Source organism: Rhodococcus sp. Q, from assembly GCF_005503035.1.
Taxonomy (GTDB): domain Bacteria; phylum Actinomycetota; class Actinomycetes; order Mycobacteriales; family Mycobacteriaceae; genus Rhodococcus_G.
Genome location: NZ_SCOY01000008.1, coordinates 172,186 through 194,020 on the forward strand (window position 1 = coordinate 172,186; position 21,835 = coordinate 194,020).

A 21,835-nucleotide genomic window follows, 5' to 3' on the forward strand; every position below is an offset into this window, starting at 1 on the left:
AAACCGTCGCCGCGGCGGACAGGCGCTCCAATCCTCACGCGGGTTGGCTAGCGTGGGGCGATGCCGCGTCCCGACAAGCACGATCCCCGCCGCCTGTCCGACCTGTCGCTCGCTGTCCATGGCGGTAACAGCGTCGACGAGGGTACGGGGGCCCTGCGCACGCCCCTCGTGATGGCGAACTCGTATGCACTGCCCGAAGATCCCTCGCAGATCAGCTGGTCGTCCACGGACGGCGGGCTCTACACCCGCAACACCGGCGCGAACCAGGTTGCGTTGCAGCAGAAGCTGGCGGCCCTCGAGGATGGGGAGGATGCCGTCGCGCTCGCGTCGGGAGTGGCTGCGCTGCACGCGGTGTTCTTCACGCACCTGCGCTCGGGTGACCATGTCGTCGTCGCGGACGCGACCTACGAGGCCACCTTCACACTCTTCACCCAGTTGCTCCCGCGGAAGTACGGCATCGACGCCACGTTCGTGGACATCGCCGACCTGGAGGCCGTCCGCGCCGCTGTCCGGCCCCGGACACGTCTGATCGTGACCGAGGCGATCGCGAATCCGACCACGAAGGTTGCGAACATCGCGGCACTCGCAGACGTCGCGCATGCCGCAGGGGCGCTGCTGGTCGTCGACTCCACCTTCACGCCGCCGCCGTTCTACCGGCCGCTGCGCGACGGAGCGGACCTCGTCGTTCACTCGTTGACCAAGTACATCAACGGCCACGGCGACGCGATGGGCGGTGCGGTGATCGGTCGTCGTGATCTCGTGCAGCCGATCAAGGACGAGGCGATGGTGGACGTCGGCGGGGTGATCTCGCCGTTCAACGCCTGGCAGATCATGCGCGGCTCCGTGACGCTGCCGCTGCGCCTGCGGCAGCACTTCGCCAGTGCGCCGGAGCTGGCCGCGGTGCTCGACGCCGATCCGCGCGTTGCCTTCGTCGCGTACCCGGGACTCGACTCGCATCCTCAGCACGCGCTCGCGACGCGCCAGTTCGGTGGCCGCGGTTACGGCGGGATGCTCGCGTTCGCCGTGGCCGGTGACGCCGACGCGCAGAATCGCTTCGTGGCGAATCTTCGCCTGGTCACGTCGGCGGTCTCGCTCGGGCACGACGAATCGCTCATCGTGCACGTGGGCACCGAGGGGCCTCGGGTGGCTGCCTATCCGGCACCGTTCCGTGAGTACGGCCATCTGCGCTTCTCCGTCGGACTCGAGGACGTGTCGGACCTGCGAGCCGACCTTCTCGCCGCACTCGACGCCACGTTCGGCTGACAGGGGTGCGGTTGTTGCATACGTGGCGCAACCGGGCCGAACGTCGGGTCCGATGGGCTAGCACCCCACAAGTTAGGTTAGGCATGCTTGACTTCGTTGAGTGACAACAACCTTGCGTACCTGGCTGACCGACAGCGGCGCCTACGTGATCGCCGCGTTCCGGATCGTCATCGGATTCCTCTTCCTCTGCCACGGCACCACCAGCCTGTGGGCGTGGCCGGCCGAACCCTACGGCGGCTCCACGGCCGAGATCGGCGCGTGGCCGGGCTGGTGGGGCGCCGTCATCCAAGTGGTCTGCGGAGCCGCCCTGATCGTGGGGTTCGGCACCCGGCTCGCCGCGTTCCTTGGATCGGGATCGATGGCCTACGCCTACTTCTGGAGCCACCAGGCCGACGGCGCGCTGCCCATCCAGAACGACGGCGAGTCCGCCGCACTGTTCTGCTGGGCGATGTTCCTCATCGTCTTCCTCGGCTCCGGTGCGTTCTCAATCGACGGCGTGATTCGTCGCCTCCGGGGAGTGGGCGACGTGGACGAGGTGCGGACGAAGACGGACGGACCCGTGCTCGTCGACGCCTGACCCGCCCGCCGCTCACTCATCCATCCGAACACTGGGGTCGTCCGCTCGTGGAGCGGACGACCCCACCGTCGTCACTTGCCGTGCACTGCCTTGTATTCCAGCGCGTACGCGATCTTGCCGGGCTTGGCGTCGGAGTACGGCTTGGACAGCTTGCCGAATTCGCCCTTGTCCGCGGCCTTCCCGTCGTTCCACGCGGCGAGCACGCCGAGCTGTGACGCGATGAAGCCGTTGTTCACCACCGCACCGGCGGGCAGTGCGGTCTGCGCCCGGGTGACGCGATCGACCGCGGCCAGGTAGCTCGCCGAATCGTGGTTGTCCCAGCCGTCCAGGTCGCCCGCGCCGCCGCCGCGCAGCCACTCGCCCCAGTAGAACTCCTGGAAGGGGATGGTCCCGGCGGTGTATCCGATGTCGCGGCCGAAGTACATCAGGCTGCGGTACCGGTCGTCGGCGAAGTTCGCCAGCCCCACGCCATTCGGGAGTGCCGCGTATGCGACCTCCTTGCCGTCGACGTCGTGATTCCACACCCAGCGGTTGGTCTGCATCTGCGCCCAGAAATCGGGGATGCTCAGCGCCGAGAGGTTGCCGAGCACCCGCAGTCGCACGTGCACGTCCGGGCCCTCGACCTCCTGGAACGACGTCAGTGTGTGGTGGCCGTCCGTGAGATACAGCAGGCCGCCGGGGCCGACGACGACCGTCTTCATCGGTGCGACGGTCTCGGGGGTCTCCTGGCCCACCGCGACCGAGCAGGTGAACGAGCCCGGATCGGACAGTCGAGCTTCCGGGGTCGCGGCGACGGCGGTGCCCTGGCCGTTCGCCTCGCACCAATCCTCGAACTTCTTGTTGATCGCGTCCTTGCCGAGGGTGTAGCGGCCGAGCTTGTAGTACACCTCGTCGTAGCCGAGCGAGGGTTGCGTCGCCCGGACATCGCCGATGCGGACGTCGAGCAGTTCGCCCTCCTGGGCGCACAGGTACGGCGAATCGGTCGACCCGCCCGCCGACCCGGTCGCGAGCAGGGTCGTGAGGCCGCCGGAGGTCGTGCAGGGAGCAGCGGAGGCGGTGCCGCCCGTGATTCCGACGGTGACGCCGGTGAGGGCGAGCGCAGCGGTGGTGAGGGCCGCGACGCGCGAGGCGAGGGACATGGGTGGTGATCTCCTGTCGGATGGGCGTTGGCGGGGTCACCGTCGCGGACGTCGGTGAGCGCCGGGTTGCCGCAACACGACGGCTCGCCGGACGGTCGGTGAACGCGCGGCTAGGGTGGCGGTATGGCGATCACCCCGGATGTCAAGAACTGGACCTGGGTCGTGGAAAAGCCCTGTCCGGATTGTGGATTCGACCCCGCTGGAGTCGAGTTCGGACAGATCCCCGACCTGGTCCGGGCGAACGCCGCCCGATGGCCCGCGGTCCTCGCACGCACCGACGTCGCGGTGCGGCCCGACGACAGGACGTGGTCGGCGCTGGAGTACGGCGCGCACGTCCGCGACGTGTTCCGGATCTTCCGCGAACGCCTCGAACTGATGCTGACGGAGACGGATCCGGCCTTCGCGAACTGGGACCAGGACGCGACGGCCGTCGCGGAGAACTACGGCGCCCAGGATCCGGGCGTGGTGTCCACGGAACTGGTGGCGGCGGCCGACGAGATTGCGGACGCCTTCGCCGCCGTGCCCGGGGACGCGCTCGACCGGAGAGGTCTGCGCAGCGACGGCTCGGCGTTCACCGTCCGCACCCTCGCCGTCTACTTCTTGCACGATCCGGTGCACCACCTGCACGATGTGCGGGGTTGACGCCTACGCGTGACCTGGGGAAACAGGACTACGTTATAACCTGTTACGAAATTGACCTAGAACGTGTTCCATTTTGGTGTCGTTCCGGCTATGGTGAGCGCTTGTGATCGCCGTCACCTCGATCACCTCTAGCTGCTGTGGACGAAAGGCCGGAACTTATGAAGACAAAAGGCGCGCTCCTCTGGGGACTGAACGAGCAGTGGTCGGTCGAGGAGATCGAGCTGGGTGATCCGCGGGAGGGTGAAGTCCAGATCCGCATGGAAGCGGCCGGCATGTGCCACTCCGACTACCACCTCGTCACCGGCGCGACGCCGATGCCGTCCTTCCCGGTGCTCGGTGGGCACGAGGGCGCGGGCGTCGTCACCAAGGTCGGCCCGAACGTGAAGCGGCTCAAGGAAGGCGACCACGTCGTCCTGTCCTTCATCCCCGCCTGTGGCCAGTGCGACCCGTGTACGCAGGGTCATTCGAACCTCTGCGACCTGGGCATGGGCCTGCTGACCGGCCAGTCCATCTCCGACGGCTCGTACCGCATCCAGGCACGCGGCCAGAACGTCATCCCGATGTCGCTCCTCGGCACCTTCTCGCCGTACATGACCGTGCACGAGTACTCCGCGGTCAAGATCGACGAGCACGTCCCGTTCGAGGTTGCCGCGCTCGTCGGCTGCGGCGTCACGACCGGTTGGGGTTCGGCGACCAACGTCGCGCAGGTTCGCCCCGGCGACTCCGTCGCGATCGTCGGTGTCGGCGGCGTCGGCATGGCCGCGCTGCAGGGCGCGGTGGTCTCGGGTGCGCGCAATGTCATCGCCATCGACCCGGTCGCGTCGAAGCGCGAGCGGGCCCTCAAGTTCGGTGCCACCCACGCGTACGCCAGCCTCGAAGAGGCCATCGTCCCGGTCATGGAACTGACCTGGGGCAAGATGTGCGACAAGGTCATCCTCACCATGGGTGAGATGGACGGCGCGATGGTCGATCCCGCGCTGACGCTGACCGCCAAGGCGGGCACCTGCGTCGTCACCTCCATGGGCAACATGTCCGACATGGACGTGAAGATGAACCTCTTCCTCTTCGCGATGCTGCAGAAGACCCTCAAGGGCAACGTCTTCGGTGGCGCGAACCCGCGCCACGAGATCCCGATGCTCCTCGATCTGTACAAGTCGGGTCAGCTGAACCTGCAGGACATGATCTCCAACACCTACAGCCTCGAGCAGATCAACGACGGCTACCAGGACATGCTGGACGGCAAGAACCTGCGCGGCGTCATCAAGTACACCGACGCGGATCGCTAGACACGCAATTCACGACGACGCCGGGCCTGGCAGAGGAGGCCCGGCGTCGTCGCGTTTCGGGTCGATTCACGTCGGCGGCCGCGCCTCGATGTGAAGTTCGTGGATGAGGTCGGCGATCAGGGTGGGAGCATCGAGGGGGACGAACGCCGCGCAGTCGTCGATCACCTCCAGACGTGAACCGGGAATGTCAGCCGCCAGCCTGCGACCCAGTTCGAGACCGAACACGCGGTCATCGGCGCCCCAGGCGAGCAGCGTCGGGTCACGCCGATCACGCAGGCGCGCCACGGCATCGACGGTGTAGGCGGTGTCGATTCCCGCGAAGACGGCCCTGATGTCACGTCGGACGGCCTTGTCCCGGAGTGGTCGTGTCCATCCCCTGACCACCTCGTCGGTGGGGGCATGGTGTGCGAGCAGACGAGGGACCGCCAGGCCGCGAACCCGACGCGACCGCGTCAGGAATGCGCTGAGCTGCAGTGTCCCCGGCACCCGGGCGAGGGAGAAGAGCCACCGCAGGCACGGTGGCGGAAAGTGGTCGTAGGCGTCGCACGACGTCAGGACGAGTGCACGGACCAGTTCGGGGTGTCGAGCGGCTGCGATCTGACTCAGTGCTCCGCCGGTGTCGTTGCCGACCAGGGTGATTCGCTGCACCTCGAATGCCGCGGCGATGTCGGCGACGAGATCTGCGAGCGCAGGTGGGCGCAGATCGGCGTCCGGTTTCATGGGCCGGGTGTGTGCACCCAGGGGGAGCGTCGGCAGCAGGCATCTGTAGCCGAGCTCGGCGGCCCGTGCGGCGACGCCGTCCCACAAGTGACTGTCCACGAGCACGCCGTGCACGAACAGCAGCGCCGACGGGCCGGTGCCCATCTCGCGTACCTCGATCGGTCCTGCGGTGGTGTCGACCCAGTGTCTGATCTCGTTGTGGTGATCTGCGGACGTCATCGCGAACCTCCTGTTGAATATGTTTTCAATAGTTCGGACCGTAGTGGATATTGAATGCTTCTTCAATAGTGCGAGTTCTACAGTGGCAGGATCCGGCTGGTTCGAGAAGGTGGTGGGAGCGCGTGGCGGGGCAACGGACACGGTTGTCGACAGAGGAGCGGCGGGCCGAGCTGATCGAGGCGACGCTGCGTGCCCTCGCGTCTCGCGAGCCCGAACGGCTGTCCGTGCAGGAGATTTCGTCGGCTGCCGGCGTATCCGACGGTCTGCTGTACCACTACTTCGGCAGCAAGGATGCACTCGTGTTCGCTGCCATGGAGTCTGCTGCTGATCGGATGATCGAGGACCTTCTTGCGGTGTCGGGTGAGGGTCCACTGCTGCATCGACTGTCGGCTGCCCTCGTCGCGTATCTCGACCATGTTCAGTTGCACAGCGTTGGTTGGCGCGCGCTTCTAAGGGCAAGTGGCAGCGCGGGCCTTGCGGAACTTGCGCAGCGTGTGGACGCCGCCTCCACGGAGTTGTTCCTCAGGACCCTCGACGTCGACGAACCCACCGAGACGACCATGATGGTGATCGCCGGCTGGCTGGCCTTCGAGCGGGCCGCCTGCCTGCACTGGCTCGAAGGCGGTCAGGTCGATCGAGCCATACTCGAGCAGGTACTGGTCGCCTCGTTCTTCTCGACGTTGCAGGTCGCGGCGACGGCGGATCCAGCACTGGCCGCCGGTCTGGCCCGGATCACAGAGGGCAACGGATGAGCTCGTACCCTGACGGGATGCACGCTCTCGCCGCTATCGAGACCTGGCCCGTCGACCATGCCGCCGCCTCGGTCGTCGGCCCGGAACGAGTTCTCGCGACCGCAGGCGACCAGGACCGGGTGTTCGAGCTGGCATCGGTGACCAAACTGCTGGTGGCGTACGGGGTGCTCGTCGCGGTGGAAGAGGGTGCCGTCGAACTCGACACCCCGGCCGGGCCGCCCGGTGCGACCGTCCGGCACCTGCTCGCGCACGCGTCGGGAATCGCGTTCGGCGACCGATCCGTCGCGGCCGAACCGGGCGCCAAGCGGATCTACTCGAGCGCCGGGTTCGAGGTCCTCGCCGAACTCGTCGAATCGGAGACCGGCATTGCGTTCCCGGACTACCTGAACGAGGCCGTGTTCGAGCCGCTCGGGATGGCGGGTGCCGCACTGACCGGACCCGCCGGACACGGTGCGCGCGCCTCCAGTGCCGATCTGACGCGGTTCGCCCGCGAACTCCTGCGGCCGACGCTGATCGCCGCCGACACTCTCGCCGACGCGACGTCCGTGCAGTACCCCGGCCTGCGAGGTCTGCTCCCCGGCTACGGGATGCAGCGGCCCAACGACTGGGGCCTCGGATTCGAGATCCGGGACGGAAAGTCGCCGCACTGGACGGGTGCCTCGAACGCTCCGTCCACCTTCGGGCACTTCGGTCAGTCGGGGACGTTCCTGTGGGTCGACCCGACCCGCGATCTGGCGTGTGTCGCGCTCGCCGACCGGGCCTTCGGGGACTGGGCGAAGGAGGCGTGGCCGCCGCTGAGCGAGGCGGTGGTCGCGGAATTCGGCGGTCGCTGATCGCGCCGCCTGTGCGCCGATCACTGTTTCAACTGGCGCACCACCGGTAACAGGGGGCACACTGTTATCGCGCCGTTGCACGTCTGCGACGACAGAGGCCGTTGGGGAAGACGACCCTCGTCGAAGCTGGAGGTGCCCTGTGCGCGAATTGGATCAGTTCGCCGACGCGACGACCGGTGTGCTCCACGTGCACTCGTCGCCAGCGGCTCTGTGCCCGCACGTCGAATGGGCACTCGCCGCCACGCTCGAGTCCAAGGCGAACCTCAAGTGGACGTCCCAGCCCGCCTCGCCAGGCCAACTCCGCGCGAGCACCGACTGGCTGGGCCCGGTGGGTACCGGCGCCCGACTCGTCAACGCACTCCGCGTCTGGCCGATGCTTCGCTTCGAGGTCACCGAGGACGCCAGCGAGGGAGTCGACGGCGAACGGTTCGCGCACGCACCGGGACTCGGTCTGTGGCACGGTTCGATGAGCGCCAACGGCGACGTGATCGTCGGTGAGATGCGACTGCGGTCCCTGATCGCCGAATGCAGCGGAACGGGCTCTCTCGCAAGCGAACTCGAGCACGCACTCGGATCGCCATGGGATGCGGAACTCGAGCCGTACCGCACCGGCGGCGAAGGCGCCGAGGTGACCTGGCTGCGCCGCAACGTCGGGTAGGCGATCATGAGTCCATGATGGTTCTCGGACTCGTCACACTCGTCCTGCACGGAACGCTCGCGGGGCTGTACTACGCGTTCTCGATGTCGGTGATGCCGGGTCTGCGGGCCGTCGACGCGACTGCCGCCGGGGAGGCGATGAGCGGCATCAATCGAAAGATCCAGACGCCGTGGCTGTTCGTGCCGTTCCTCGGTGCCCCGGTCGCGGCTCTCGCCGCGGGATTCCTGGCGTCGGGGGAGGCGGCGCCCTGGTACTTCACCGCGGCAGGCGTCAACCTCGTCGGATCGCTCGTCGTCACCGCCGCGATCAACGTGCCGCTCAACATTGCGCTCGACGCCGGTCGAATCACCTTCGGTGACTACGCTCCGCGCTGGACGGCCTTCAACACGGTGCGTGCGGTCGCGACGGTGGCCTCACTCGTCCTGGTGGGTGTCGCGCTCACGCGGTGACGAAACGCCGAACGAGGGTGCGCCCTGGTGGGCACACCCTCGCTCGCGAGAGAGATCGCAGTTACAGCGGAATGTTCTTGTGCTGTCCGCGGCGGGCGGGAGCGGCAGCCAACGCCGCCGTGAGCAGGCTGCGCGTCTGCGCCGGCTCGATCAACTCGTCGACGACACCGATCGAGATGGCCCGTCCGACACCGCCCGCAATCGCCTCGTGCTCGGCGGCGAGGCGGTCGTGCAGCGCCTCGCGCTCCTCCTCCGGCGCGGCCGCGAGGGCCCGCTTGTGGAGGATGCCGACGGCGGCCTTCGCGCCCATGACCGCGACCTCGGCCTCCGGCCACGCGTACACCTTGGTGGCGCCGAGCGCGCGTGAGTTCATGGCGATGTAGGCGCCGCCGTAGATCTTTCGGGTCACCAGGGTGACGCGGGGAACCGTGGCCTCGGCGAACGCATGCAGCAACTTGGCGCCGCGCCGCACCACGCCCTCCCACTCCTGGCTGACGCCGGGCAGGTAACCGGGCACGTCGACGATGACGACGAGCGGGATGCCGAACGCGTCGCACAGTCGCACGAAACGTGCAGCCTTCTCGGCGCTCTCCGAGTTCAGGCACCCGCCGAGACGCAGGGGATTGTTCGCGATGACACCGACGGTGCGGCCACCCATGCGGCCGATGCCGGTGACGATGCTGCGGGCCCAGTTGCCTTGCAGTTCTTCGAGGCTCGACTCGCCGTCCACATTGTCGAGAAGCTCGTGAACGATCGGGCGGACGTCGTAGGCGCGCTTGGCCGACTCCGGCATCAGCGCACGCAGGTCGGTGTCGCCGCGGCGGGCCGCGTCCTGGTCGAACTCGCCCTGGTCGGCGATCATCGACACGAGTCGGCGCGCCCGGTGCAGCGCATCGAGTTCGTCGCGTGCCGCGATGTGCGCGACACCGGACTTCTTCGTGTGGGTCGCGGGACCGCCGAGGGACTCCATGTCGACCTGCTCGCCGGTCACCGAGCGCACGACGTCGGGGCCGGTGACGAACACGCGGCCCTCGGGGGCCATGATCACGACGTCGGTCAGTGCCGGTCCGTAGGCGGCGCCGCCCGCGGCGAAGCCGAGGACGACGGAAATCTGGGGGATGAGGCCGGACGCGCGCACCATGGCTTCGAACACGAGGCCGACGGCGTGCAGGGCTTCGACGCCCTCCGCCAGGCGGGCCCCGCCCGAGTGCCAGACGCCGACGATCGGAACCTGATCTTCGATCGCGGCGTCGATCGCCGCGACGATGTGCTTGCAGCCCTCCACTCCCATCGCGCCGCCCATCACGGTGGCGTCGGAGCAGTAGGCGATGGTGCGGACGCCGTCGATCTCACCGGATGCGGCGAGCACACCGGACTTGTCGCGGGGATGCAATGCGACCGTGGTGCCGGCGTCGAACAGCTTCTCGAGCCGGGCCAGGGGATCACGGGGGTCGAGCTGCGTGTCGGATCTGGTGATCGGATCAAGAATGGTCATCGCCGGTCCTCCTTCATGCGAGCCGCTGACTGCGGAGTGGGTGGTGAGGGGCTCGGCGGAACCGAGCCCCTCACCGTCTAGCTGAAGCCGATCCGTCAGGCGCGGCCGAAGGCGAGCGCAACGTTGTGCCCACCGAATCCGAACGAGTTGTTGAGTGCGAAATCGATCTGGCCGCTGCGGGGTTCACCCTTGACGACGTCGAGGTCGATCTCTGGATCCTGATTCTCGAGATTGAGCGTGGGGGGAATGACCCCGTCACGCACACTCAGGACCGTGAGCACTGCCTCGAGCGCGCCGACGGCGCCGATCGAGTGCCCAAGTGCGGACTTCGGTGCATACACCGCGGCATGATTGCCGACCGCGGCGTTGATCGCCCTCGCCTCGGCGATGTCGCCGATGGGAGTGGCGGTCGCGTGGGCGTTGACGAAGCTGATGTCCGACTTCGACAGGCCGGCATTCTGGATGGCGCGGGTCATCGCCCGTGCCGCTCCGGTGCCATCCGGGTGCGGCGCCACGATGTGGTAGCCGTCCGACGTGATGCCCGCACCCAGCAGTCGCGCGTGGATGGTGGCACCGCGGGCCTTCGCATGCTCCTCGGTTTCGAGGACCATCATCGCGCCGGCCTCGCCGAAGACGAACCCGTCACGATCCTTGTCGAACGGCCGCGAGGCGCCCGCAGGATCGTCGTTGCGCGTGCTCAGTGCACGCATCATCGCGAAGCTCGCCGTCGCGACGGCATCGAGTTGCCCCTCGACGCCACCGGCCACCACGATGTCTGCGTCACCGAGCGCGATCATCCGGTACGCGTGCGCGATCGCTTCCGAACCCGACGAACATGCCGAGACCGGAGTGATGACGCCTGCGCGGGCACCGAGCTCGAGTCCGACCGTTGCGGCCGGACCGTTCGGCATGACCATCTGAACGGCGAACGGGGACACCTTGCGGTAGCCGCCGGTGTTCAGCTTGTCGACCGCGTCGATCAGCGCCTCGCCGCCACCGAGTCCGGTGCCGATGACGACACCGAGGCGGTCCTTGTCGACCTCGGGGCTGCCTGCGCCCTGCCACACGGCACGGCTCAGGGTCAGCGCCACGCGCTCGGCGAACGCCATGCGGCGGACCTCGACGCGGGTCAGGCCCTCGTCGGGGCTCACCTTGAGGCGGCCGCCGATACGGACCGGGAGGTCGTACTCGTCGACGAAACCGTCGAGCGTGCCGATTCCGCTTTCACCGGCGAGCAGCGACTTCCACGTGGCATCCACGTCACCCGCGAGTGACGTCGTGGCTGCCAGGCTGGTGACTACGACGTTGGGCAACGTGCGGGGAGAGGTGGAGGACACGTCGAGGCTCACTCGCCGTCGGTGCCGGTCTGGACGCCTTCGGCCTCGAGCTTCTGGGTGTACGCGACGGCGTCACCGACGGTGCGCAGGCTGGCGAGATCCTCGTCCGGGATCTTCACGCCGTACTTGTCTTCCATCTGGACGGCGATCTCGACCATGGACAGCGAGTCGATGTCGAGGTCGTCGACGAAGGCCTTCTCGATGGTCACCTCGGACGGCTCGATGCCGGTGACCTCTTCGATGATCTCGGCGATGCCGGCGATGATTTCTTCCTGAGTGTGTGCCACGGGGTGGCTCCCTTCGTGATGGTGTTATTTATCGGGTCCTGCGTTCGGCCGATACTGAGACCGGCCGAGTGATGCAAGTTGTGGGGGGTCTATCAGTTACACGGTGTGGGGGCCGTGTTCGCTCAGACGAGCTGGGCGAACTGGGCGAGCCCGTCCAGGTCGGCGGGGGTCTTCAGGGCGAGCGTGGGCGTGCCCTTCATCTCCCGCTTGGCGATACCGACCAGGGTTCCGGCCGGAGGCAGTTCGACGACCGCGGTCGTCTCGGCGTCCCGCAGGTACTCGCTGCACAGATCCCACCGCACGGGACGGGTGACCTGCGCGGCCAGCTTCGACAGGGCGTCGGCACCGGAGGTGACGGGCTGTCCGTCCGCGTTGGACAGCAGTGTGTGGGTCGGATCGCCCGGGACGATCCGGGAGGCGGCCTCGGTGACCGCGTCCTGGGCCGGTCCCATGAACCGGGTGTGGAAAGCGCCCGCGACGGGAAGTGCACGAACCCGAGCCTTCTCCGGCGGGTTCGCGGCGAGTTCCTCGAGCTGGGTGAGCAGTCCGGCCGCGACGATCTGGCCGGCCGCGTTTCGGTTGGCCGGTTCGAGGTCGAGTTCGGCGAGCCGGGCGAGGACCGCTTCCTCGTCGCCGCCGAGCACCGCGGACATGCCGGTCGGCTCGAGGGCGCACGCCTTCGCCATCTCCGCGCCACGGATCGCGGCCAGGGTGACGGCGTCGTCCGCCGTGATCACGCCGGCGATGGCCGCTGCGGCGAGTTCGCCGACCGAGTGTCCGGCGGCGACGAATGCCGCGGGAAGCTCGCCACGACGTTCGAGCTCCTCGAAGGCGAGCAGCGCGGACGCCACGACGAGTGGCTGGGTCACGGCGGTGTCGGTGATTTCCTCCGCCGTGGCGGTGGTGCCGAGGCGGACGAGATCGAGACCGGCCGCCTTCGACCAGATCGCAAGGCGATCAGCGGTGCCCGGCAGCTCCAGCCAAGGGCTGAGCATGCCGGGGCTTTGGGACCCCTGACCCGGGGCGAGCATCGCAATCACAGGAATAAGGGAACACTGAGAGGACCGGTTTGCGGGGTGTTGTTGACCATGAACCTTGGACGGGTGTTTTGGAGGGTTCCAACAAAAGCGCAAGTCGAGGGCGAGCATCGTACGGGAGCAATTCCTCGTTACACCTGGTTCTCCGAACTTGTGATGGATGTTATTGGTGTGACGGAAAGCGAAGGTTTGTAGTGATTTCGAGTCAGCCTTCCCACTGTTGCTGCAATACGGAGAACGTAAGCGTCTCGCGGGGTGGTCGGATCGCGGCCGGTGACCTCCGCGATCTTCTTCAGGCGATACCGGACAGTATTTGGATGGACGAACAGTTGCCGGGCGCACGTCTCGACGGCGGCGCCGCAGTCCATGTAGGCGTCGAGAGTGTCCGACAGCACCGACCCGGCGGTTTCCAGGGGACGCACCAACTGGTCGTACAGAGCATCGAGAGCGGCCCGATCGCCGAGGAGCGCCCGCTCGGGCAGTAGCTCGCCCGCATGCACCGGACGGGGAGCGCCGCGCCAGCCGGGAACCGCGTCCATGCCTGCGAGCGCCTCGACCGCGCTGAAATGGGCCGCACCGAGCGTCCCCGTCGTCGGTCCGATCACCACCGGCCCCGGAGAGAACGCCGCAAGCAGGTCGTTGAGGAAAGGCCGATTCTCCGGCGTCGGTCTGACGTCGCCGCTCACCACCGTCACCAGGCGCGATCCCTGCACCACCGCGAGGGCGGCACGGTCGTGGCGCTGCGCCACGACGTGGACCGTGCCGACCACCGAGACGCCCTGATCCGGAGGCGGCGTCCCGACGAGGACGGTCGCAGGCGCGTTCGCGTCCCAGTTGAGGGTCGCCGCACGCGAGAGCATGTCCGGGCCGGTGTCACCGCGCACCACGGCGTCCACCACGAGCGCCTCGAGCCTGGTGTCCCACGCGCCGCGGGACTCCGCCGCGCTCGCGTACACCGATGCCGCCGTGAACCCCAGCTCGCGGCCGTATCGCAGCACCGCCTCCGTCAGCGCGATCAACTGCTGATCGTTGCGGGCGAGCGCCGGAAGCCACTGCTCGAAGAACTCCATCGCGACCCGAACCATGTCGACGGTCTGCCGCAGCGTCAGCCGCCGGGCCAGATCCTGCGGAATCACCTGGAACGCGTCGAGGCTGAACCGCATGTCGCTGTCGGCGGGGTTCTGCAACCAGTCGAGGAAGTTGACGATGGCCGTCTGCACCAGCAACTGCACACTGGCGCGCTGGTCGGCGTCGAGATCGTCGAAGAACGGCAGCTGTGCCTGCATCGAGGTCACGGCCTCGGTGGACAGTCGCCCCGAGAACTGCTTGACCCGGCGCAACAGGGCGTCGGGCAGGGGATTGCGCTGCACACGCTGTCGGACGAACGGTGGCGGCGAGGCAGGTGTGCGCCCTGCCGGTGCGGGCGTTGCCGCTGCGTCGCCGTCACGCACGTCGGTCGCCTCGACCTCCGGCTCCGCGTCCTCGTCACCCATGACACCGAAACCTACGCCACCGCCGGGCCCGCGTTGTGCGTCACGGCCCGACCGTTACACAATGACGCCCCGCCACCGAGTGCGTTGGCGGGGCGTCGAGTGACCGTGCGGATCAGGCGCGACCCGGGCCGTGCGGATCAGGGCGCGACCCGGGCCGTGCGGATCAGGGCGCGACCCGGGCCGTGCGGATCAGGCGCTGCCCGGATCCTTCATCGACGTCGGCGCGGCGAGGACGTCGTCGATGCGGTACTGCTTCGCCGCAGCGGCGGGCGTGTTGTGCTCGACCTTCCCCTCGCGGGCGAGGCCGGCGAGCGCCGCGACGGCAATCGACTCGGCGTCGACGTTGAAGAACCGTCGCGCCGCCGTGCGGGTGTCGGAGAAACCGAACCCGTCGGTGCCGAGGGTCGTGTAGTCGCCGGGCACCCACTGCCGGATCTGGTCCGGCACGGCGCGCATCCAGTCGGAGGCTGCGACGAACGGGCCCTCCGCGCCGGCGAGCACCGACGCGATGTACGGCACCGGAGCCGGACGGTCGGGATTGCGCAGGCCCTGGCGATCGCATTCGAGTCCCTCACGGCGCAGCTCGCCCCACGACGTCACCGACCACACGTCCGCCGCGACACCCCAGTCGTCGGCCAGCAGCTGTGCGGCACGCAGGCCTTCCGGCATCCCGACACCGGACACCAGGATCTGTGCTCGCGGTCCCGTTCCCTGCGCCTTCTGGTACAGGTAGATGCCCTTGAGGAGGCCCTCGACGTCGAGGTCCGCCGGCTCGGCGGGCTGCACGTACGGCTCGTTGTAGATCGTCAGGTAGTAGAAGACGTTCTCGCCGCCGAACCCGGGGGTTCCGGCAGTGCCGCCGTACATGCGGCGGATGCCGTCCCGGACGATGTGCGCGATCTCGTAGGAGAAGGCCGGGTCGTAGGTCACGGCCGCCGGATTGGTGGACGCCAGCAGCAGCGAGTGCCCGTCCGCGTGCTGCAGGCCCTCACCGGTCAGGGTCGTGCGACCCGCGGTGGCGCCGAGGACGAAGCCGCGAGCCATCTGGTCGGCGGCGGCCCACAGACCGTCGCCGGTGCGCTGGAACCCGAACATCGAATAGAAGATGTACAGCGGGATCATCGGCTCACCGTGCGTCGCGTAGGACGAACCGACCGCGGTGAACGACGCCGTCGAGCCGGCCTCGTTGATGCCCTCGTGCAGGATCTGTCCGACGCTGGACTCCTTGTAGGCCAGCATCAGTTCGGCGTCGACGGACGTGTACAGCTGCCCGTTGCGGTTGTAGATCTTCAGCGACGGGAACCACGAGTCCATACCGAAGGTGCGGGCCTCGTCCGGGATGATCGGGACGATCCGGTGGCCGATCTCCTTGTCACGCAGCAGTTCCTTGATGACGCGCACCAAGGCCATCGTCGTCGCGACCTCCTGCTTGCCGGATCCCTTGCGGATCGGGTCGAGCGCGGAGATGTCCGGAACAGGCAGGGGAGCGGCGTCGGTGCGACGGGACGGCAGGAATCCGCCGAGTTGCCTGCGGCGCTCGAGCATGTACCGGATTTCCGGCGCGTCCGGCCCGGGGTGGTAGTACGGCGGAAGGTAGGGGTCCTTCTCGAGTTCGGCGTCCGAGATGGGGATGCGCTGCAGGTCGCGGAACGCCTTCAGGTCGTCCAGCGTCAGCTTCTTCATCTGGTGCGTGGCGTTGCGGCCCTCGAAGTGCTTGCCGAGGGTGTAGCCCTTGATCGTGTGCGCCAGGATGACCGTCGGCTGGCCCTTGTGCGCCATCGCGGCGGCGTAGGCCGCGTGGATCTTGCGGTAGTCGTGGCCGCCGCGCTTGAGGTTCCAGATCTCCTGGTCCGACAGGTCCTTGACCAGTTCCTTGGTGCGCGGGTCGCGGCCGAAGAAGTGCTCGCGGACGTACCCGCCGTCGTTGGCCTTGTACGTCTGGTAGTCGCCGTCCGGGGTGACGTTCATCAGGTTGACCAGCGCGCCGTCCTTGTCGGCATGCAGCAGCGAGTCCCACTCGCGACCCCACACGACCTTGATGACGTTCCAGCCGGCCCCGCGGAAGAAGGACTCCAGCTCCTGGATGATCTTGCCGTTGCCGCGGACCGGACCGTCGAGGCGCTGCAGGTTGCAGTTGACGACGAACGTGAGGTTGTCGAGGCCCTCGGTGGCCGCGACGTGCGCGAGACCACGCGACTCCGGCTCGTCCATCTCACCGTCGCCGAGGAACGCCCACACGTGCTGCTGCGAGGTGTCCTTGATGCCGCGGTCGTGCAGGTAGTGGTTGAAACGTGCCTGGTAGATGGCGTTCATCGGGCCCAGGCCCATCGACACCGTCGGGAACTCCCAGAAATCGGGCAGCAGACGCGGGTGCGGATAGGAGGGGAGGCCGCCGCCCGAATCGGCGTGCGAGGCCTCCTGCCGGAAGCCGTCCATCTGCGAGGGCGGGATCCGGCCCTCGAGGAACGCGCGGGCGTAGATGCCGGGGGAGGCGTGGCCCTGGACGAAGATGTGGTCGCCGCCGCCGGGGTGGTCCTTGCCGCGGAAGAAGTGGTTGAACCCGACCTCGTACAGCGCGGCGGATGAGGCGTACGTGGAGATGTGGCCGCCGACTCCGACGCCGGGACGCTGCGCGCGGTGCACCATGACCGCCGCGTTCCAGCGGATCCAGGCGCGGTACCGGCGCTCGACCTCCTCGTCGCCGGGGAACCACGGCTCGTTCTCGGTCGGAATGGTGTTGACGAAATCGGTGGAGGTCAGCGCGGGAATCGACACGCGGTTCTCGCCCGCACGCTCGAGCAGTCGCAGCATCAGATAGCGTGCGCGCGCCGGTCCGGAACGCTCCAGCAGATCGTCGAAGCTCTCGATCCATTCACCGGTCTCGTCCGGATCGATGTCGGGGAGATAAGACGCGACACCCTCTCGGATGACGCGAACCCGGCCGTCGGAACCGGGGGTGGGACCGGGCGTTGCTGGAGATACCGGGTCCTGGATCTGCTCGGACAACATTTGCTCCTCATCGCGGTGGACGCTCGGTGTGGCGTCCGTTCCAATCCGGTTCGCCAACTGTGACGGCGACCCGGTTCGTTCATGATGGTGATCTGCATCCAATCCTGCCAAACGGCATCGATCGCTGCGCGTGCGAGGGGCATTCGTCGCCTGTACGAACATTTGTTACCTCGAATCGGCGCGGCCCGCTTGCGCGAGCGGCCCCGAGCATGTTCGCTTTCACTACCGATCAACACCGATCGGATGCTGGAGGTTCAGCTGTTTGACTTAGAGGAGGACCCCACCGTGGTCGCCGCGGCCGACGCTCAGAGCTACATTCAGAAGCTGGGCATCACCCAAGACATGGCAGTTCAAGAGTTGGGTTGGGACGAGGACACCGACGAGGACCTGCGGTCCGCGGTGGAAGAAGTCATCGGCGGCGAGATGGTCGACGAGGACTCCGACGAGGTGATCGACGTCGTCCTGCTGTGGTGGCGCGACGGTGACGGTGACCTCGTGGACGCCCTCATGGACGCCATCGTTCCGCTCAACGACGAAGGCTTCGTCTGGGTCCTGACCCCGAAGACCGGACAGCCCGGTCATGTCGAACCCAGCGAGATCGCCGAATCGGCCCCCACCGCGGGGCTGACGCAGACGTCCGCTGCCAATCTGGGATCCTGGTCGGGAAGCCGCCTGGTGCAGCCGAAAGCACGGCCCGCCAAGCGTTGACAGGCTCTGCTGCGCCTGCCTCACCGACATCGAAGATTCGAGGAGTTCGTCATGCCGTTGGCCGTGGGCACCGTCGCGCCCGATTTCACGCTCAAGGACCAGAACAACCAGGAAATCACGCTCTCCGACTACCGGGGAAAGAAGAACGTCCTGGTCGTGTTCTATCCGCTGGCGTTCACCGGCACCTGCCAGGGTGAACTCTGCAAGGTGCGCGACACCCTGCCGACCTTCGAGAACGACGACACGGCAGTCGTCGCCATCTCCGTCGGCCCCCCTCCGACGCACAAGATCTGGGCCGCCGAACAGGGGTACACCTTCCCGCTGCTGTCGGACTTCTGGCCGCACGGTGCGGTGACCCAGGCCTACGACGTGTTCAACGACAAGGCCGGCTTTCCGAACCGCGGCACTTTCGTCGTCGACAAGACCGGAATCATCCGATTTTCGGAGATGAACGGCCCCGGAGAGGCCCGTGACCAGGGAGCTTGGGAGAAAGCGCTCGCCACGCTAGATTCCTGAGTGCAATTCGGCGAACGGACGAAACTCCGTTCGCCGCGTTGAGGGCGTGTAGCTCAGTGGTAGAGCTCTGGTTTTACACACCAGCGGTCGGGGGTTCGAAACCCTCCGCGCCCACCCACGGCCCAGACAGCCGAGTCGTCGATCTCGCTGCCGAACAGCCAAGAAGCCCCCCGCCTCGACGAGGCGGGGGGCTTGTTCTGTTCATGGAGTTCGTCGGTCCGAGCCTAATCGGCGAGCACCCGGCGCATGACCGGTCGAGCCACGAGCGCACTGGCCAGCACCAGGGCAATGCCCGCCGCCAGCGTGACACCGAGCTGCACCAACGCCATCGGAGTGGTGAGGACGACGGCGCCCGCGAGCGGGAACAGGAACAGCAGCGCGCCGCCCGCGCCTGCCAGCGCCATCACCACCACCGGGGTGCGGACCTGCCGGATCCGGGCCCGGTCCATCACCTGGACGGGGGTGCCGGCCAGGGCGAGGCTTCGGTAGACCTGCCGGTTGTCCAGGATCGTCGACACCTGGGTCAGCGCAGAGGAGATCGCGGCGAGCGCGAAGGTCGCGCCGAGGGTGAACAGCACGCCGGTCCGCAGGTCCGCGTAGATGAACTCCTGACCCGGCTGGAGCTCCTGACTGTCACCGTCGCCGATCGCCGCGAGCAGCGAGGTGCCCGCCGCGACGAAGGCAGCCATCGTGACGCCGCTGACGGTGCGCCACACGGACTTCGGGTTGTCGAGCACCCGGCGCGCGGCGATCAGCGAGGCGGCGTCTCTCGATCGGGCGAGCATGATGCGGCCCAGCAGGGAGATCACGAACGGTCCGATCAGGGCCACGACGCCGAAGCAGACCGCGAGCCCCACCAGGATGGCCGCGACGCCCGGCATCGCGCCGCCGACGGCGGTCCACCCGATCAGGACCGCGACTGCGAGAACGGCAATGAGTGCCTTCGGGGCGGGCTTCGCGTGGCCCTGTGCGACGCCGAGCGGGCTGACGAACACCTGCCGCATGCCGAGCATCGAGGTGAGCGCGGCCAGCGCCGTCATCCCGAGCACGACCCCGAGCAACGGCAGAGCGCCGACCCAGAGCTCGGCGAGCTCGAAGGTGCGGCCCTGGAACCGCAGCTGCGCGACCAGTGGGAGCGCGGCGAGGTAGCCGACGACGCCGATCAGCGCGCCGACCAGGCCCTGCGCACCCGATTCGGCAGAGCACAGGGCGACGATCTGGCGCGGGGTGGCGCCGATCAGCCGCAGCGCCGCGAGCCGCTCGTCCCGGCGCCGCGCACCGAGTCGCGCCGCCGCGAGTCCGAGGGTCACGGCGGGCACCACCATGAGGACCGAGGCCACGCCCGCGAGGGAGAGGTACATCTGCGCCTCCGGCTCCCCGGTGCGGCCGTCGAAGGCGCCGTACCCGCCGAGGACCGTGAGCAGCAGCGCGGTGGAGGCGGCGAAGGCGGTGACAGGAAGGGCGTAGGTGCTGATCGCCTTTCGGCCCTCACCCCGCACCGTCAGCAGGGCGACGCGGGCGGTGGCGCTCACGCCGCCACCTGCTGCGCGACGAGCGAACCGGCCTGCATCACCAGCGTGCGATCGCACCAGCGGGCCACCTCGAGGTCGTGGGTGACCACCACCAGGGCGGACCCGATCTGCTGCGCCGACTCCCGCAGCAGCCGCATCACCTCCCAGCTGGTCTGCGCGTCCAGCGCGCCGGTCGGCTCGTCCGCGAACAGCACCGAGGGTTTGGTCGCCAGGGCGCGGGCGATCGCCACCCGCTGCGACTGCCCGCCCGACATCTGGCCCGGCCGCCGGTCCTGCAGACCGTCCAGGCCGAGCGGCGCGAAGAAGGTGTTCGCGGTGGCCTTGGCGTCACGGATGGAGGCGCCGTTCAGGATCAGCGGCAGCGCGACGTTCTCGATCGCGGGAAGTTCCGGGAGGAGTTGCCCGGACTGGAAGACGAAGCCGAAAGCCTCGCGCCGGAGCCGGCTGCGGTCGTTCTCGCCGAGGTTCTGGATGTGATGCCCCCCGAGCAATACCGCGCCGGAGTCCGGTTTCACGATCCCCGACATGCAGTGCAGCAGGGTCGATTTGCCCGATCCGGACGGGCCCATGATCGCGGTCGCGGTGCCGGCCCGGATCTCCAGGCTGACGTCGCGGAGCACGGGGGCCTGCCCGAAGGACTTGCCGAGGGCGTGCACGGACAGGACGGGCGGCGGGGTCGGAGTGGTCATGGTTCCACCGTCGCCGATACGGGCCGTCCGAGTCATCGGACCGTCGCCGGATTCCGGGTGTCCCTGCATCATCCCCGGGTATGACCAGACCCCGAGGCCGACCCGGATCCGCCGTGGGGCGAGCCTGAACGTGACGCCGAGTGAGGCACGGCGGCGTCAAATATCGCAGCGCGCTCGATTGCCGGCGATCGGGCTCAACTGGGGTACTGGTCGCTCCACCAGGCTCCCTCGGAGGCCAGTCGATCCGCGACGGAGTCGGGCATCGTCGAGCAGCTGTCCGGATCGTCGAGGGGATTGTTGTCGCTCGCCGAGTCGAGGATGCCCACCGTTTCCACGGTGCCGTCCCAGCCACCCATCTCGTCGACCCGCTGCGGCACCTTCGTGCGCGCCCGCGTCACGGTGCTGGCAACCACCCACTGGCCGTCGCTGGTGATGTCGACGCCACCGCCGGGAGATCGTTTGGCGTCCTCGCCGAGCGGCAGGAGACCGGCCAGGGTGGCGGCGTCCGTTGGGTTTCCGTCCCACGGTGGGCGGTTGAAGTAGTACCAGCTGGCAGCGCAGACCCCGTACAGGTTGGGGCCGAACTGTGCGTAGTTCAGGTAGAGCTCGAGTTGCCTGCGGTCGCCGATCATGTTGAACGGCCAGGCGAGCAGTGCCTCTACTCCCTTGCGGACGATCTTGGTCACTCCCCACTCGCCCCGGAACAGGAAGATGTTCTTCACGAGCTGCTGCGGAATGGTCGACCCCGAGTTGTCCTCGCCCGTGCTGACGTAGGTCAGCGTGCGGTCGACGAACTCGCCCACGTGATACGGCCCCGTGCGGGTGCCGAGCTGCGCGTCCTCGTGGACGATCACCGCGGCGACGTAGTGCCTGCTGATGTAGTCGAGCGAGACGTTCTGGAAGACGGTCGGACCGCTCGCCTCGTCGGTCAGCATGAACAGCGTTCGTGGCGGTGTCGCCACGCGGTACACGACCGGCATCAGTACACACAGCGCCACGAATGCCGCGAGCGCACGCAGTCCCCAACGGAGCGCCGATCGACGGGGCCGCTCCCATTCCGGTTGCCCGACCGGGGGAGTCGCACCGGGGCGCCCGTCGTACGGCGGTACCGGCGGCGTCGGCTTCGGGGGAAACGGGGGCTGGCCCGCAGACGGTGCCGGCCACATCGGGGGGAGTCGGCGTTCCATGCGGGGG

The 21,835-nt window shown here is 68.1% G+C and carries 21 protein-coding genes and 1 tRNA gene; 11 read left to right on the top strand and 11 right to left on the bottom strand.

What is annotated here, in order from left to right:
• The first annotated feature begins 60 nt into the window (after window positions 1–60).
• Both FFS72_RS11505 and FFS72_RS11510 read left to right on the top strand, forming a co-directional pair.
• On the top strand, window positions 61–1,263 hold the full coding sequence (locus tag FFS72_RS11505; RefSeq protein ID WP_137874052.1) for a trans-sulfuration enzyme family protein: 1,203 nt from the start codon (window positions 61–63) through the stop codon (window positions 1,261–1,263).
• Window positions 1,264–1,375: 112 nt separating this feature from the next.
• Window positions 1,376–1,840, top strand: a complete 465-nt coding sequence (locus tag FFS72_RS11510) for a DoxX family protein (protein ID WP_137874085.1) — start codon at window positions 1,376–1,378, stop codon at window positions 1,838–1,840.
• 71 nt (window positions 1,841–1,911) lie between these two features.
• Here the strand turns inward: FFS72_RS11510 and FFS72_RS11515 are convergent, their stop codons facing one another.
• Window positions 1,912–2,979: a ParB/Srx family N-terminal domain-containing protein gene (locus FFS72_RS11515; RefSeq protein WP_137874053.1), complete on the bottom strand. Its 1,068-nt coding sequence runs from the start codon at window positions 2,977–2,979 to the stop codon at window positions 1,912–1,914.
• Window positions 2,980–3,102: 123 nt separating this feature from the next.
• On the opposite strand from FFS72_RS11515, the gene FFS72_RS11520 reads away from it, so the two are divergent.
• Together FFS72_RS11520 and FFS72_RS11525 are read left to right on the top strand one after the other, a co-directional pair.
• Window positions 3,103–3,621: a DinB family protein gene (locus FFS72_RS11520; protein WP_137874054.1), complete on the top strand. Its 519-nt coding sequence runs from the start codon at window positions 3,103–3,105 to the stop codon at window positions 3,619–3,621.
• 158 nt (window positions 3,622–3,779) lie between these two features.
• Window positions 3,780–4,907 carry an NDMA-dependent alcohol dehydrogenase gene (locus tag FFS72_RS11525; protein WP_050064921.1) on the top strand — a complete coding sequence of 376 codons (1,128 nt, stop codon included), beginning with the start codon at window positions 3,780–3,782 and terminating at the stop codon, window positions 4,905–4,907.
• A gap of 66 nt (window positions 4,908–4,973) precedes the next feature.
• Here the strand turns inward: FFS72_RS11525 and FFS72_RS11530 are convergent, their stop codons facing one another.
• Window positions 4,974–5,846 carry an alpha/beta fold hydrolase gene (locus FFS72_RS11530; protein ID WP_137874055.1) on the bottom strand — a complete coding sequence of 291 codons (873 nt, stop codon included), beginning with the start codon at window positions 5,844–5,846 and terminating at the stop codon, window positions 4,974–4,976.
• A 122-nt stretch (window positions 5,847–5,968) separates the two neighbouring features.
• On the opposite strand from FFS72_RS11530, the gene FFS72_RS11535 reads away from it, so the two are divergent.
• The 4 genes from FFS72_RS11535 (at window position 5,969) to FFS72_RS11550 (ending at window position 8,538) form a co-directional block, all read left to right on the top strand.
• The gene (locus FFS72_RS11535) at window positions 5,969–6,598 is read left to right on the top strand and encodes a TetR/AcrR family transcriptional regulator (RefSeq protein ID WP_050064923.1); all 630 of its coding nucleotides are present in this window, start codon (window positions 5,969–5,971) and stop codon (window positions 6,596–6,598) included.
• 17 nt (window positions 6,599–6,615) lie between these two features.
• The gene (locus tag FFS72_RS11540) at window positions 6,616–7,431 is read left to right on the top strand and encodes a serine hydrolase domain-containing protein (RefSeq protein ID WP_137874086.1); all 816 of its coding nucleotides are present in this window, start codon (window positions 6,616–6,618) and stop codon (window positions 7,429–7,431) included.
• A gap of 139 nt (window positions 7,432–7,570) precedes the next feature.
• Window positions 7,571–8,089, top strand: a complete 519-nt coding sequence (locus FFS72_RS11545) for a DUF3145 domain-containing protein (RefSeq protein ID WP_050064925.1) — start codon at window positions 7,571–7,573, stop codon at window positions 8,087–8,089.
• Window positions 8,090–8,103: 14 nt separating this feature from the next.
• Window positions 8,104–8,538, top strand: coding sequence for an anthrone oxygenase family protein (locus FFS72_RS11550; RefSeq protein ID WP_137874057.1), 435 nt, complete (start codon window positions 8,104–8,106; stop codon window positions 8,536–8,538).
• 61 nt (window positions 8,539–8,599) lie between these two features.
• Here FFS72_RS11550 and FFS72_RS11555 read toward each other — a convergent pair whose 3' ends face one another.
• The 6 genes from FFS72_RS11555 to aceE all read right to left on the bottom strand — a co-directional run bounded on the left by FFS72_RS11555 (window position 8,600) and on the right by aceE (window position 17,193).
• On the bottom strand, window positions 8,600–10,033 hold the full coding sequence (locus FFS72_RS11555; protein WP_137874058.1) for an acyl-CoA carboxylase subunit beta: 1,434 nt from the start codon (window positions 10,031–10,033) through the stop codon (window positions 8,600–8,602).
• Window positions 10,034–10,128: 95 nt separating this feature from the next.
• A complete protein-coding gene (locus FFS72_RS11560) occupies window positions 10,129–11,370 on the bottom strand; it encodes a KasA/KasB family beta-ketoacyl-ACP synthase (RefSeq protein WP_050065247.1) in 1,242 nt (413 codons plus the stop codon).
• 8 nt (window positions 11,371–11,378) lie between these two features.
• Window positions 11,379–11,657: a meromycolate extension acyl carrier protein AcpM gene (gene acpM, locus FFS72_RS11565; RefSeq protein WP_050064928.1), complete on the bottom strand. Its 279-nt coding sequence runs from the start codon at window positions 11,655–11,657 to the stop codon at window positions 11,379–11,381.
• Between the two features lie 122 nt (window positions 11,658–11,779).
• Entirely contained in the window at window positions 11,780–12,697 is a 918-nt protein-coding gene (locus FFS72_RS11570; protein WP_137874059.1) for an ACP S-malonyltransferase, read from the bottom strand.
• Window positions 12,698–12,825: 128 nt separating this feature from the next.
• A complete protein-coding gene (locus FFS72_RS11575; RefSeq protein WP_249353246.1) occupies window positions 12,826–14,187 on the bottom strand; it encodes a PucR family transcriptional regulator in 1,362 nt (453 codons plus the stop codon).
• A 189-nt stretch (window positions 14,188–14,376) separates the two neighbouring features.
• Window positions 14,377–17,193, bottom strand: coding sequence for a pyruvate dehydrogenase (acetyl-transferring), homodimeric type (aceE, locus tag FFS72_RS11580; RefSeq protein ID WP_249353247.1), 2,817 nt, complete (start codon window positions 17,191–17,193; stop codon window positions 14,377–14,379).
• A gap of 288 nt (window positions 17,194–17,481) precedes the next feature.
• On the opposite strand from aceE, the gene FFS72_RS11585 reads away from it, so the two are divergent.
• The 3 genes from FFS72_RS11585 (at window position 17,482) to FFS72_RS11595 (ending at window position 18,534) form a co-directional block, all read left to right on the top strand.
• The gene (locus FFS72_RS11585; protein ID WP_137874088.1) at window positions 17,482–17,904 is read left to right on the top strand and encodes a DUF3052 domain-containing protein; all 423 of its coding nucleotides are present in this window, start codon (window positions 17,482–17,484) and stop codon (window positions 17,902–17,904) included.
• 51 nt (window positions 17,905–17,955) lie between these two features.
• Entirely contained in the window at window positions 17,956–18,420 is a 465-nt protein-coding gene (locus FFS72_RS11590) for a peroxiredoxin (RefSeq protein ID WP_137874061.1), read from the top strand.
• Window positions 18,421–18,462: 42 nt separating this feature from the next.
• Window positions 18,463–18,534 (top strand) — tRNA-Val (locus tag FFS72_RS11595).
• 110 nt (window positions 18,535–18,644) lie between these two features.
• Here FFS72_RS11595 and FFS72_RS11600 read toward each other — a convergent pair.
• The 3 genes from FFS72_RS11600 to FFS72_RS11610 form a co-directional block, all read right to left on the bottom strand.
• Window positions 18,645–19,952 carry an FtsX-like permease family protein gene (locus FFS72_RS11600; RefSeq protein WP_137874062.1) on the bottom strand — a complete coding sequence of 436 codons (1,308 nt, stop codon included), beginning with the start codon at window positions 19,950–19,952 and terminating at the stop codon, window positions 18,645–18,647.
• Window positions 19,949–20,641, bottom strand: coding sequence for an ABC transporter ATP-binding protein (locus FFS72_RS11605; protein WP_171018639.1), 693 nt, complete (start codon window positions 20,639–20,641; stop codon window positions 19,949–19,951). The genes FFS72_RS11600 and FFS72_RS11605 overlap by 4 nt, the downstream gene beginning before the upstream one ends.
• A gap of 194 nt (window positions 20,642–20,835) precedes the next feature.
• A partial coding sequence (locus FFS72_RS11610) for a biosynthetic peptidoglycan transglycosylase (protein WP_137874064.1) occupies window positions 20,836–21,835 on the bottom strand: 1,000 nt, incomplete at its 5' end.

What these genes read in the sequence shown, in the direction of transcription:
- FFS72_RS11575 (WP_249353246.1), bottom strand. Translation starts at nt 14,187, where the DNA reads ATGGGTGACGAGGACGCGGAGCCGGAGGTCGAGGCGACCGACGTGCGT.
- FFS72_RS11555 (WP_137874058.1), bottom strand. Translation starts at nt 10,033, where the DNA reads ATGACCATTCTTGATCCGATCACCAGATCCGACACGCAGCTCGACCCC.
- FFS72_RS11520 (WP_137874054.1), top strand. Translation starts at nt 3,103, where the DNA reads ATGGCGATCACCCCGGATGTCAAGAACTGGACCTGGGTCGTGGAAAAG.
- FFS72_RS11525 (WP_050064921.1), top strand. Translation starts at nt 3,780, where the DNA reads ATGAAGACAAAAGGCGCGCTCCTCTGGGGACTGAACGAGCAGTGGTCG.
- FFS72_RS11505 (WP_137874052.1), top strand. Translation starts at nt 61, where the DNA reads ATGCCGCGTCCCGACAAGCACGATCCCCGCCGCCTGTCCGACCTGTCG.
- FFS72_RS11515 (WP_137874053.1), bottom strand. Translation starts at nt 2,979, where the DNA reads ATGTCCCTCGCCTCGCGCGTCGCGGCCCTCACCACCGCTGCGCTCGCC.
- FFS72_RS11540 (WP_137874086.1), top strand. Translation starts at nt 6,616, where the DNA reads ATGCACGCTCTCGCCGCTATCGAGACCTGGCCCGTCGACCATGCCGCC.
- FFS72_RS11590 (WP_137874061.1), top strand. Translation starts at nt 17,956, where the DNA reads ATGCCGTTGGCCGTGGGCACCGTCGCGCCCGATTTCACGCTCAAGGAC.
- FFS72_RS11605 (WP_171018639.1), bottom strand. Translation starts at nt 20,641, where the DNA reads ATGACCACTCCGACCCCGCCGCCCGTCCTGTCCGTGCACGCCCTCGGC.
- FFS72_RS11530 (WP_137874055.1), bottom strand. Translation starts at nt 5,846, where the DNA reads ATGACGTCCGCAGATCACCACAACGAGATCAGACACTGGGTCGACACC.
- FFS72_RS11550 (WP_137874057.1), top strand. Translation starts at nt 8,104, where the DNA reads ATGATGGTTCTCGGACTCGTCACACTCGTCCTGCACGGAACGCTCGCG.